This is a genomic window from Parvularcula sp. LCG005 (genome assembly GCF_032930845.1).
In the GTDB taxonomy this organism is placed as follows: domain Bacteria; phylum Pseudomonadota; class Alphaproteobacteria; order Caulobacterales; family Parvularculaceae; genus Parvularcula.
This window is the reverse complement of sequence record NZ_CP136758.1, coordinates 273210-285158: the sequence shown is the minus strand read 5'-3', so window position 1 is coordinate 285158 and position 11949 is coordinate 273210. Positions and strand designations below refer to the sequence as shown.

Genomic DNA, 11949 nt, shown 5'->3' with positions numbered 1-11949 from the left:
TCAGTCGGCAGGATCCAGCGCGAATTGCGGGCTGTAGGACCGTCCAAGCTGATTGGACGGTTCTGTCAGCTTGTCGCCCCCTTCCAAGGCCTTGAGGCGCGCCAGCGCGACAGTAGCCCTTGGGTCATTCGTGGCCTGGACAATCGCCCCTAGGGCCCCGCGCAGCAGGCCATAGCCGCCTTCCGCGCCCCCCAGATAGACATCGTCCGGATGCAGACGGGCCGTCTCCGTGAAAATGTCACGCCAGCTCTGGTACCGCGCGCCGGTCGGACCAATCACCCGTTGCCGCTGGCCGGCAATGACATCAATATTGGACCCCGGTGCCAGCACCCGGCCTGCGACATAGCCGGCGGACCAGTTCAGAAGGGCCCGCGCCCCCGGTGTCCCGCGCCGTACCTCCTGCGCCAGTACGATGGCCATGTAATCGTTCTGCCACGGCGAGATCGCCTCGTCCTCCCGTGCTGAAGCAATGCCAAAATAGCCTTCTGTCTCCCCGGCACTATCCATCGTCCCGCGGCGAACATAATTCCCGACCAGATCGTCGATATTATGGGCGAGAACCGTCCTGAAATAATCCTTCAGCGGATGATCCTCGGGCAGAATGAAAGCGGCATCGCCCACCGACCGCAGGCTCCACGCCGTGGTCCGCAACTGCAGCGCGCCAGTGAGAAGATCCCCCGACGGGCCGCGCAGATCCGGCCATATATTGGTGATGGCGAAAGCTGCTTCATGGGCCAGTTCGCGGGCATAAACCGCCTCACCCGTGGCCAGATAGGCCGGATAGGCAAGGCTTGGCTTGTGCGCAACATCCGGTGTCCAGCCGCCAGACTGCCCGGCGAACAGGCTGGCAGGTACGCGGTCCTTGCCGTATTTGGCTTCCGCCCCGCGCTCTTCTGCCCAGAAGCGGGGCCGGTTCGTGGTGATGACAGGCAACCCCGTCGCATCGTCACGGAAGTGCCACGGCACTGTGATGCCAATATCAGCCGTATAAAGAAGTAAACGTTTCGCGGCCGGGTCCTGTGTGATGGTCCATGCGGCGGCCCAACCGGTCTGGGGCCCGATATCGGTCCGCCCCCCCGTCGTTGGCATATAGGGGGTCAGGGGACCGGCGACGCCTGGGCGGACGGGCTCATTCGTTGACGGCAGGCTGTCCGGTGCAATCCCCAATGCCAGGTCATAGCCCGGCATGGCGCCCGCAGCGATCAGACTTTCTAGATCATGAACGACATCAAAGGCACGCCGTGCACGGATCGGCAGAACCGTCGTCCAGCCAGCGTTGCGGTAATGCAGATTGATCGTGTCGGCGAACAGCACCTCATCGCCATCCGTAACGGTGACGCGATAGGACAGGTCCCGGGGCGCATCGTGAAATGTCTTGTAATTCTCAAAGGTCAGGCGGACGCGCCCCGTCCGGTCTGCGTAAAGCCGCATATCTGCGGTGACCGATAGCAGAGGCCCAAGCTCGCTGCGCCCCGTCCGTTCCGTGACCACAGGGCCGTTCACCCAGACTGTTGAATGGTCAAGAAACCCGCGCAGCGACCGTTTGATGGTCGTGGGCGTGCGGCCGCCAAGATTTCCTTCAACAGTCAGCATGAGATTGGGCAGGCTATCAAGGCCCGCAGCTGGACCAGAGGGCGCAGGCCCTAATCGCAGGGCGGCATCCACAATTGCCGTCGTTCCGTCAGGCACCCGTAGCGACAGCACCGCATGCCGTACCGATCCGTCCGGATGCAGCGCTTTTGGCACGATCTGAACCGGCACTTCGGTACCGCCAATTCGGGCGACGAGACCCGTATCGGGTTTGACCATGCCGGGCTCGAACACCTGGCCAAAAATGACATAAGGGGACTCGCCGGCAATCACGGGGCGCAGCTTGAACCGAACGAGGTCCCCGTCGGCCTTCGGCGGGAACTGCGGACTATGTAAGAGCCCATCTGCCGACACTTTTGGGTGGGTCAGATCGCGCTCCACCGGCGGCGTCTGGGCTACGAGCTTGGCCACTGCACGGCGCTGTTGCGGGGTCAGGTTTTCAAGCCGGCTGTCGACGTCACTCGTGGACTGAATGGCCGGAACAACGGCGCGCGGCGATGCGGCGGGCATGGCCGGTTCTGCAACCGTCTCGGCGTTGCGAATATCATCGAATGAGCCGCGTGCCGCCGTCTGAAAGCGATTGTCCGTCGATGTCACGGGCGCACGTTCGGGGTTGCGCAGCAGCTCCGTACCGCGCTTGGCGGTCGTCAGCACATTGTCGCTTATCGTCACAGCGCCGACACGGCCGCCGCGCGACACGTCGTAATTGAACAGCGTATCCTGGCTGGCCGAGGCGCGCCGTATCACCTGATTGTTTGTGATGATGAGCCGTCCGCCCGCCGTGGCGTCAACGACATAGGACGGCTCACCGTCCCCATCATCGAAGCGGTTATTGTCGACGACGATAAGCGCCGCCAGCGATTTGACGTGATGACCGATCCGGGTGCCGACAAAATCGGAATCATGCACTTCAAAACGCTGTCCACGGGACTGATAAATGGCGTGGGAATAGCCATCGCCATGACCGTTTGCTTCAAACCGGGATCGGTGGATGACCAGCATGCCGCCCGGGTCGCCGGTGGCGAGAATACCGTCCTCATTGCGCCGGAACGTGCTGTCCTCGACGCGCAGGGAAGAACCTTCAAAGCGAATGCCCGCCCCATTGCGATCTGGTGATCTGGCACCCTCAAAAGTCAGGTTACGGACCACAATCTCTGTGCCGGCTCCCGGGACAAGCAAGCCCTTGGCCACTGGTGCCGGGGCGTACAGCACAACGTCACCGGTTCCCGTCAGTGTCAGGTCATGAGGAATTTTCAGATCAGCAGCAACATAGCGCCCCGGCTGGAGCACCAGCTCGTCCCCGGCGCGGGACGCACGGACAGCGGCATCAAGGTCACGGTACTGACGATCTGGCCCGACGGTCAGCTGTTCGGCAGCTGCGTCGATGGGCAAGACCACCGCGAGAATAATCGCGCCGACGATTGCCCCCCAACGGATCATTGATTGAGCTTGCGCTCCCATTCGAGGGCAGAACTGGCCATCTCCGTCAGGCTGTCATGCTGCGGGTGCCAGTCCAGAAGCTCCATGATCCGGCTGTTATCGGCCACGAGAGACGGCGCGTCACCCGGACGACGGTCCACCACATCCACGGGCAGCGGTTTCCCCGTCACTTCCTCGACCGCGCGGATCACTTCCCAGACAGAGGAGCCACGGCCATAGCCGCAATTCAGTGTGACCTGACCGGGATTCGCGAGAACGTGATCCAGTGCGAGGAGATGGGCGGCCGCCAGGTCGGAGACATGGATATAGTCGCGAATGCAGGTCCCGTCCGGCGTTGGATAGTCATCACCGTAAAGGCTGAGCTTATCGCGCTGGCCAAGGGCGGTCTGGCAGGCCACCTTGATGAGGTGCGTCGAATTCGGGCCCGACTGTCCCGTCCGCCCTTTTGGATCTGCGCCCGCCACATTGAAATAGCGCAGGATGGCCGCGCTCAACCCGTGTGCGATGCCGATATCCCGGATCATCGCCTCGGTCATCAATTTGGACTGTCCGTAGGGGGACAAGGGTGTCTTGGGCGCATCTTCAACCAAGGGGCCGCTTTCATCCTGCGGCTCATAAACGGCGGCCGTCGACGAAAACAGCACGGCTTTCTTGCCGGTGTCGACCATCCGCGACAGGATTTCGAGCGTGGCGCAGGTATTGTCTCGATAATATTTGATAGGATCACTGACGGATTCAGGAACGATGATCTTGCCGGCGAAATGCAGCACCGCCACCACGGACGGATCGCCGATCAGCTTGTTCAGGAGGTCATGGTCCTCAAGGCGCCCCTCAACAAACTCGGCGCTTGGTGGGACGTTCGCCTCCCGGCCGGTCGACAGGTCATCAATCACGATGATGTCCCGGCCTGCATCGGCCGCGGCCCATGCCACATGGCTGCCAATATATCCTGCGCCGCCGGTAATCAGTAATTTCTCGCTTGCCATCGGACAGCTCCCTCTCGCCAAAACCTTACATCACGGCGCTTAATCGCCCAAGGGTCATAGGGCCAGTGCGTTTCAAAGGGATTACGCGCCGGGAAAACACCAGAATGCGGCGCGGGCGGGGCATTTGAATGCGCAGCCTCATCTGGCATATAGCGAAACACTTTCAAGCGGCGTTGGTGCGTGACTTTCGCGCGAGCGCCGCCGATACAGAACAGATGTCAGTCGGCCCGGTGCCGGCCCGCGCCCTATGGCCCACGCTTCTGCCCGTGCGGATGCGCGCCAGCCCGCGAGAATGAAGAGATTGGATAGAGAATGAGCCAGTGGGAAACCGTCACCTCGGCCGAGGAAGCTGTACAGAAATTGATCACGCGCTACGCCCAGAGTGCGGAAAAGCTGCGTGAGGCGTTCAGCGCCTATGTGAATGACGGTACGCCACCGGCCAAGAACGCCCGTTTCCCCTATCCGAAACTTCGCATCATCTATCAGCCCGACGGCGCAGTGCCGCCGATCTCATCCGCCTTTGGCAAATTCGAGGCGCCTGGTGTGTACGAGACGGACGTGGCGCGCCCCGCCCTGTTCCAGCGTTATCTGACCAAACAGCTGCAGCTCCTCTTTGATCATTACGAAATCGAAGCCAGCGTTGGCTGGTCCAAGGACGACATCCCCTACCCTTACGTCATCGATACGGCGAAGGGCGTGGATGTGGAGTCCGTCCCGCCCTCTGAACTGGCACGCCATTTTCCCACTCCGGATCTTGCCACCATCAGCGATCATATCGCCGACGGCACGACCGAAACGCCGTCCATGATGGTGGGCGAAGGCACAGGGGTGCGTCCCCTGTCTCTGTTCTCTGCCCTGCGCACGGACTACTCCCTGCAGCGCCTGAAGCACTACACGGGAACGGACCCGGAAGATTTCCAGGAATTTATTCTGTTCACGAACTATCATCGGTACATGGATGAATTCGTCGAACTGGGCATTGATCGCCTGCGTCAGGATGGCGTCGATTACGAAGAATTTGTTGCCCCTGGCGGGGTGCGGGTCACAGCCGACACGGCCGATGCGACGGAGCAGGTTCAGGCCAGCCCTTGGCGCCGTTACCAGATGCCGTGCTATCACCTGAAGGCCAAGGACAATAAGGGTATTACCCTCGTCAATATCGGCGTTGGTCCTTCAAACGCCAAGACGATCACTGATCACCTGGCCGTGCTGCGCCCACAATGCTGGATCATGGTCGGGCATTGCGGGGGGCTGCGTCATTCCCAACGGCTTGGCGACTACGTACTGGCGCACGCCTATCTGCGGTCGGACCGGGTTCTTGATGATGTCCTGCCGCCCGAAATTCCCGTCCCGCCGATCGCAGAAATCCAGCTGGCGCTGACCGAAGCCGCCGCGAAGATCACCGGCGATGATGGCAAGGCGCTGAAACAGCGCCTGCGCACCGGAACCGTTGTGACCCACGCCGACCGGAACTGGGAATTGCGCTTCGCTGAGGAGGCCCGTCGCCTTGATCTCGCCCGCGCTATTGCCATCGACATGGAAAGCGCAACGGTGGCGGCAAACGGCTACCGCTTCCGTGTGCCCTACGGCACGCTGCTCTGCGTCTCGGACAAGCCGCTGCACGGCGAAATCAAACTGCCCGGCGCTGCCAACCGTTTCTATGAGCGGGCCATTGGCGAGCACATGAAGATCGGGATCGAGGCGCTGGAGCACTTCCGGACCCACGATGCCAAGACCCTGCACTCCCGCAAGCTGCGCAGCTTTGACGAGCCGCCCTTCCGCTGATCCCGTCATTTGCCCGGCGATAGCGCCCAGCTACATGATGACAAAGGAGACTATTCCCATGGTTCGACTGGCCCTGATCCTGTCCGCGCTGGCGCTCAGCGCCTGCTCCACAGTGTCCAAATTCACGATCGAAGACCGGTTGCAGGAACTGGGGTTGAGCGCTTCACGGGCGGACTGCATGGCCGATCAGCTTGAGCGTCGCCTGAATGACCGCCAGCTGCGCAAGTTTGCGGATTTCACGGTGACCCTGACCAGCAAGAACTCGCCCTTCGAGGTGATTGATGCCTTGGGCCGGATCTCTGATCCTGAAATCGGCGGCGCCGTTGCTGCCTCCAGCGTTGCCTGTATCATCAGCTGATATGACCGATCCTGTTGGACACTGCGACGATCGCTTCACGGCCGTGGCCGATGTGCTGGTCCAAAGCATTGAAAGCGGCGACAATCTCGGCGCCAGTGTCGCTGTCATCATTGGCGGCGAACCCGTGCTCGACCTCACCGCCGGGTGGAAGGATCGCCAGAAAACGACCGCCTTTGGCGATACGCTGTGCTGCGTCTATTCCGCTGGTAAAGCCGTGACGGCCGCGCTGATCATGGGCGCGGTGGAGCGCGGCGAGATCGACTATGATGTTCGCGTCGCCGATATCTGGCCCGCCTTTGGCGCCCACGGAAAGGACGAGCTGACCATCGCTCAGGCCCTGTCCCATCAGTCGGGCGTACCCGGATTTCCCGAGCCGGTTGACCCGGCCATCTGGCTCGACTGGGATGCGACATGCGCGCAGATCGCCGGCCACGCGCCCATGTGGCCGCCCGGGACACAGAACGGCTATCATCCGCAGACGTTCGGTTTTATCGCCGGTGAGATCTTTCGGCGCCAGACGGGCAAGACGATCGGTACGGCCCTGAAACACTGGGGCGTTGACGTCTATTGCGGCCTTGAAGCGCCGCAGGTCGAGCGCGTCGGCGCCATGGTCAAACCACCCGCAGCGCCGGATCTCGGCACGATCACGCCGCCGAAAAAAGCCGCCTTCCTTGAACGTTGGTCAGCCCCGGCTGGTGTTGACCGGGACCAATGGATGGCCGCGGAAATTCCGGCATCCAACATGCACGCAACGGCGCGGGGGCTTGCAGGTGTGATGCAGGCTTTCGCGACAGGCAATGTTCGCGACCATGTGGTCGCCGGTGCCGACAGCCGGGCACAGGCGACGACCGAACGCATTCGCGGTGACGATCTCGTCCTGCCCTTCGACCTGTCCTGGGGCGCGGGCGTCATGCGCAACACTCACGGATATCTGGGGCCGTCGGCCACGGCGGTCGGGCATTATGGCTTTGGCGGTGCACTGACCATTGCCGATCCCGCACATGGTCTCTCCGTCGCCTTCGTCCCCAACAAGATGTCCCCGGCGCTGGTCGGGGACCCCCGCGCGATTGCACTGGTCGAGGCTGTTTACACTTCCCTTTAACCTTTTCAGCTAACGGCCTTCTCATTGGCGCGCGACCGGATTGCGGGCTATAAGGGTTGAGAAGCGAAAGCACGTCGAGGAGGATAATATGGCAGCGTTCAAATGGGTCATTCAGGCCGTAGCCCCAATCGCCGTGATGGGTGCCCTTGTCAGCGCAGCCCATGCCGCCGATCCCGAATTCGACGCTTTCCGCCAGTCTTTCCGCAGCGAAGCCCTGGCCGCAGGCATCAGCGCCGAGACTTACACCCGTGAGATGGCGACGGCCGAGCCGCTGCCGATCGTGTTCGAGCGCGACAGCAACCAGCCAGAATTCAATCGCCCCGTATGGTCCTATCTTGAAAGCGCTGTATCCGAACGGCGCGTCAATGATGGCATCACGAATGCCACTCTGCGCAACGACACGCTGGCAGCAGTGGAAGAAAAATACGGTGTCGACCGGGCCATCATTGCCGCCATCTGGGGGCTCGAGTCCGCCTATGGGAAAATCATGGGCGACCACGATGTCGTGTCGTCACTTGCCACCATGGCCTATAAAGGCCGGAGAACATTCTTTGGCAAATCCCAGTTGATTGGCGCCCTGACCATCCTCGACAAGGACTATGCAGATCGCAGCCAGCTCAAAGGATCATGGGCCGGCGCGATGGGGCAGACGCAGTTCATTCCCACCACCTACTTGGCTTACGCGGTCGATGAGGACGGTGACGGTCACCGCAATCTGTGGACCAACCACGCCGACATTTTTGCGTCGACCGCCAACTATCTCAAACGGTCCGGCTACAAGGCCGGTCAACCGTGGGGAATGGAAGTGATGGTGCCGGCAGAATTTGACTACGGTGATGCGTCGCTCGACACCGAAAAAACCGTTGCACAGTGGTACTCCATGGGCGTGCGGACACCGACGGGCAGCCTGTCGGATATGGCCGACCTGAACGCGTCAGCATCGATCCTGGTCCCGGCCGGAGCAAACGGCCCAGCCTTTATGGTCTTCGACAATTATCGCGCGATCCTCAAATACAACAATTCGACATCCTATGCGCTCGGTGTGGGTATGCTGAGCAATGCGATTGCCGGACGCTCCATCACCCTTGCCCAGGACTGGCCGCGCGACGACCGCCCACTGTCCCTCGACGAGAGGAAACAGCTGCAGCAGACCCTCGCGGACAAAGGGTACGACCCCGGTCCGGTAGACGGCATCATCGGCGCAGGTACACGCAAGGCCCTGAAAGCCTGGCAACGGGCGCAGGGCGTGCCGGCGGACGGTTACGCCTCGGCCAAGACACTGGCCGCGCTTACGGCCTCATGACACGGCTGACGGCCCCGTCGCTCCAGATCGACGGCATGGCCATCAGGTCAACAACCTTCGGCGATATCTATTTTCAGCCTGAGGATGGTCTCGCGGAGGTTCGTCACGTTTTCCTGGACGGCAACGACCTGCCCGACCGCTTCGCAGCGCTGACCCCGGGTCAACATTTCGTCATTGGCGAGCTCGGTTTCGGCACGGGCCTGAACTGCCTTGCGGCCGCAGCTCTCTTCCTGTCCGTTGCGCCGACCGATACACATCTGAGCCTGTGGTCCGCGGAAGCTCACCCGCTACCTCAATCGACCCTGCAGGCCTTGCTGGGCGATGTGGCTGAGCGATGGCCCGAACTGGCCGTCATGGCGCATGCGCTGCGCGATCTCTATCCGCCAGCGCGGCCGGGCCTGGTCCAGTTGCGTCTGCATCGCCGTGTGACACTGACCATCGCCATGGGGTCTGCGGTACAAGGCCTCGAAGACAGCCCTTTCAAGGCTGACGCCTTCTTTCTTGATGGCTTTGCGCCGTCGACCAATCCGGACATGTGGTCACCTGAGCTGATGGCGCTGGTTGCGCAGCACATTGCACCGGGCGGGACCCTGTCGACATTCACCGTTGCCGGCACGGTCCGTCGCGCTTTGGCCGACGCCGGAATTGAAGTTGACCGGACACCCGGCTTTGGCCGCAAGCGGCAAATGCTCCGTGGTCGGAAGCCCGGTGAATTCACGCGCTCCAAAGCCGCCCGCGTTGCTATTGCAGGCGCCGGGATCGCCGGTGCGTCCCTCTCCTGGCATCTCCAGCGGGCGGGCATCGATGTGATGCTGCAGGATCCGTCAGGCGCTGCAAGTGGCGCGTCAGGAAATCCAATTGGCCTCCTGATGCCGCGGCTCGATGCCTCAACTGAGCCTCAGGCATATCTGTACCGCGATGCTTTTCTCTCCGCCTTGCGCTTTTACAACGAGGCGACGCCCGACTGTCTCTTGGTGAGAGGCGGTCACATTCTTGATACAGAGCAGAAGCAACAGAGACGTTTTCAAAAGGTTCTGGAGAATGGACTATGGGCCGATGGCGACCTGGTCCTGACACCGGACGCCCATCTCCATGTCCCCGCAGGGGCCACGCTTAAAGCGGCGGAGGCTGTTCGCCTGCTGATCAGCGACACAGAGATCGCCGACGCGTCTGAAACCGAATGGCTGACCGACAGACAGGATATCGACTGTGTGATTTTCGCGGTTGGGCCACAGCTCGCTCACCATGTTCCGCTCCTCCGTCCGGACCTTACTGCATCCCGTGGTCAGTTGGACTGGTGGGAAGGACCCGGCATGTCCACCATCCGGACAAACAGCCATTATATCGCGCCGTGGGCCGACGGTTTTGCCGCCGGCGCGACCTATGACGTCACGGCTGTCGACGCGGCTGTTGAGGCGAATGGTGAAAGCTCTGCGCAAAATCGACATGCCGCGCTGCGCCTGTCGGGCCTGGCAGCAGACAAGCTTGGTACATCGAATGGTGCGCGTGCCGCCAAACGGGCAGTGACAACAGACCGCCATCCCATCTGCGGTCCCGTTGTGTCAGTACATGGCACCAACAGGCAACGATCATATGTCCTCGGCGGGCTGGGCTCGCGGGGACTTTCAACAGCCCCTCTGCTAGCGGCTCACCTGACAGCGATGGTTACCGAAACCATCTCGCCCCTGACGAGATCAGTCCAGCAGATGATCGCAGCGGACCGTTTTGAGCAGCGGCGTCAACGTCGACAAACCTAGGCCGCTTGATCACGCGATACCTCTCCCGCAACACTGAAACAAAAAAGGCCGCTCATCAGAGCGGCCTTTTCGTGATTTGTGATCCAGAGATCAGCCAGCGCTAGGCTCTTCTTCAGTAGCCGCATCTTCGGCCTCTTCAGGCGCTTCTTCGGTCGCAGGCTCATCAATTTCTTCGCCAGCGGCAGCCCGTGCCAGAACCGTCCGGCACTCGCTCAGACGAGATTCTTCCACCGTGCCGCCAAGTTCGGCAACATCCACGATCGATTCACAACGCTCGATATTCCGACGGCGCTGTTCTTCACGCTGCAGGCGCTCAACTTCGTCCTGCGCTCTCAGCGTCTCCTCAATAGCATCGATATATCCAACCCAACCGCGAGCCGAGGTCCGCGCATTGGCGTAATTGGCGGCCTGAGCAAAGGCCCGGCGAGCACGGTTACGACCCGCAGCCGTATCACTGTCCATGTTGAAATAGGCAGCGCCGAGGAGAAGGTAGATGTCGCCGCGATCGCGCTCTGAAAGGCCACCCTTTTGCAGGGCTTGGTTCAGGTTGGTGGCCGCCTCACTATACTGCTCATCAGCCATGTAGCTCTGGCCAAGACGGTAGTAGAGCTGACCATTGTCCGAGAGCTTTGCAGCCTGGTCGAGAGCGGCAATCGCCTTCTTCTGATCGCGAGACATGGACCAAAGCTGAGCCAGAAGCTCAAGGTTCTTCAGGGTCTTCTTGACCGTACCCGTCGCCATTTCCTGTTCGATCAGCTTGGCACCACGGTACGGATCGTCAAGCGCAGAATAGTATTGCGCAAGGGCCACGATCTTCGGCTCATCCTTGATCAGACCGGCCTTGTAAGCCACTTCAAGTGTCGAGAACGCGTCCTTGTCGCGGCCAGCCTGGGAATAGGCGCCCGAAAGCTGCGCCCAGTATTCGGTCTGATTCGGGAAAAGTTCGATCATCGTCTCAAGCAGTCTACCACGCTCAACGTTGAGATTCAGCTGCGAGTAAATCAGGTTGAGAAGATCGTAGTTCTTCTTCTGCTTTTTCGCATCGTACTGGATGACTTTCTCGGCAGGGCCACGAGCGTTCTGGTAATCATCCTGAGACACGTACGCAGCAGCAAGAATGTACCACGCATTCGCATCTTCGACATTGTCCGCGCCCGCCAGATATTCACGCATGAAACGGATGGCCTGGGCGTAGTTACCCTCCACAAAGTAGAGCTGCGCAACGTTGTAGCGGATCTGCTTCAGCCGGTCGAATGGCAGGGCGTCGATTTCGAGAACGCGGACAAAGTCGCGGAGTGACTCGGCGGCCTTGTCGGTCTGGGCGTAAACCGCACCCCGGATCTCTAGGACAGTCGAGAGGTCATAAGGAGGCAGATCGCGGTTTGCCAGGCCATTCAGAAGATTCATGGCGGTGGCATAGTCTGCGGGCTCGGCGTTCACCGCATCCAGCGCTTTGCCAAGATCCTGCGCGGTCTTTGAACCGAGAGTCTGGGAATTGCGCCGTTTCTCTTCTTTTTCGTCGACTTGAGCGGCCGCTGGCGATGAGACAGCAACAGCAGCATAAGACCCGAAGCTGTAGAGAACAGCGAGAGCGGCAGCAGGAAAAAGTTTACGCATGTTGTTCGATC

Annotated in this window: 8 protein-coding genes; 5 read left to right on the top strand and 3 right to left on the bottom strand. The window is 61.0% G+C overall.

Annotation, left to right across the window (positions count from 1 at the left end; translation table 11 throughout):
- On the bottom strand, window positions 1-3030 hold the full coding sequence (locus RUI03_RS01235; RefSeq protein ID WP_317288463.1) for a right-handed parallel beta-helix repeat-containing protein: 3030 nt from the start codon (window positions 3028-3030) through the stop codon (window positions 1-3).
- Window positions 3027-4016 (bottom strand): UDP-glucose 4-epimerase GalE, encoded by a 990-nt coding sequence (galE, locus tag RUI03_RS01230; protein WP_317288462.1) that lies wholly within the window; start codon window positions 4014-4016, stop codon window positions 3027-3029. The genes RUI03_RS01235 and galE overlap by 4 nt, the downstream gene beginning before the upstream one ends.
- A 312-nt stretch (window positions 4017-4328) precedes the next feature.
- Between galE and RUI03_RS01225 the strand changes: the two genes are divergently transcribed.
- The 5 genes from RUI03_RS01225 (at window position 4329) to mnmD (ending at window position 10321) form a co-directional block, all read left to right on the top strand.
- Window positions 4329-5801 carry an AMP nucleosidase gene (locus tag RUI03_RS01225; RefSeq protein ID WP_317288461.1) on the top strand — a complete coding sequence of 491 codons (1473 nt, stop codon included), beginning with the start codon at window positions 4329-4331 and terminating at the stop codon, window positions 5799-5801.
- Between the two features lie 58 nt (window positions 5802-5859).
- Window positions 5860-6159, top strand: a complete 300-nt coding sequence (locus tag RUI03_RS01220; RefSeq protein ID WP_317288460.1) for a hypothetical protein — start codon at window positions 5860-5862, stop codon at window positions 6157-6159.
- A gap of 1 nt (window position 6160) precedes the next feature.
- The gene (locus tag RUI03_RS01215; RefSeq protein WP_317288459.1) at window positions 6161-7261 is read left to right on the top strand and encodes a serine hydrolase domain-containing protein; all 1101 of its coding nucleotides are present in this window, start codon (window positions 6161-6163) and stop codon (window positions 7259-7261) included.
- Window positions 7262-7349: 88 nt separating this feature from the next.
- Window positions 7350-8564 carry a lytic murein transglycosylase gene (locus RUI03_RS01210; protein ID WP_317288458.1) on the top strand — a complete coding sequence of 405 codons (1215 nt, stop codon included), beginning with the start codon at window positions 7350-7352 and terminating at the stop codon, window positions 8562-8564.
- On the top strand, window positions 8561-10321 hold the full coding sequence (gene mnmD, locus RUI03_RS01205) for a tRNA (5-methylaminomethyl-2-thiouridine)(34)-methyltransferase MnmD (RefSeq protein ID WP_317288457.1): 1761 nt from the start codon (window positions 8561-8563) through the stop codon (window positions 10319-10321). Before RUI03_RS01210 ends, mnmD begins: the two co-directional genes overlap by 4 nt.
- A gap of 90 nt (window positions 10322-10411) precedes the next feature.
- Here mnmD and RUI03_RS01200 read toward each other — a convergent pair whose 3' ends face one another.
- On the bottom strand, window positions 10412-11938 hold the full coding sequence (locus RUI03_RS01200; protein WP_317288456.1) for a hypothetical protein: 1527 nt from the start codon (window positions 11936-11938) through the stop codon (window positions 10412-10414).
- Between the last annotated feature and the right edge of the window lie 11 nt (window positions 11939-11949).

What these genes read in the sequence shown, in the direction of transcription:
- RUI03_RS01200 (WP_317288456.1), bottom strand. Translation starts at nt 11,938, where the DNA reads ATGCGTAAACTTTTTCCTGCTGCCGCTCTCGCTGTTCTCTACAGCTTC.
- RUI03_RS01220 (WP_317288460.1), top strand. Translation starts at nt 5,860, where the DNA reads ATGGTTCGACTGGCCCTGATCCTGTCCGCGCTGGCGCTCAGCGCCTGC.
- RUI03_RS01215 (WP_317288459.1), top strand. Translation starts at nt 6,161, where the DNA reads ATGACCGATCCTGTTGGACACTGCGACGATCGCTTCACGGCCGTGGCC.
- RUI03_RS01225 (WP_317288461.1), top strand. Translation starts at nt 4,329, where the DNA reads ATGAGCCAGTGGGAAACCGTCACCTCGGCCGAGGAAGCTGTACAGAAA.
- RUI03_RS01210 (WP_317288458.1), top strand. Translation starts at nt 7,350, where the DNA reads ATGGCAGCGTTCAAATGGGTCATTCAGGCCGTAGCCCCAATCGCCGTG.
- galE (WP_317288462.1), bottom strand. Translation starts at nt 4,016, where the DNA reads ATGGCAAGCGAGAAATTACTGATTACCGGCGGCGCAGGATATATTGGC.
- RUI03_RS01235 (WP_317288463.1), bottom strand. Translation starts at nt 3,030, where the DNA reads ATGATCCGTTGGGGGGCAATCGTCGGCGCGATTATTCTCGCGGTGGTC.
- mnmD (WP_317288457.1), top strand. Translation starts at nt 8,561, where the DNA reads ATGACACGGCTGACGGCCCCGTCGCTCCAGATCGACGGCATGGCCATC.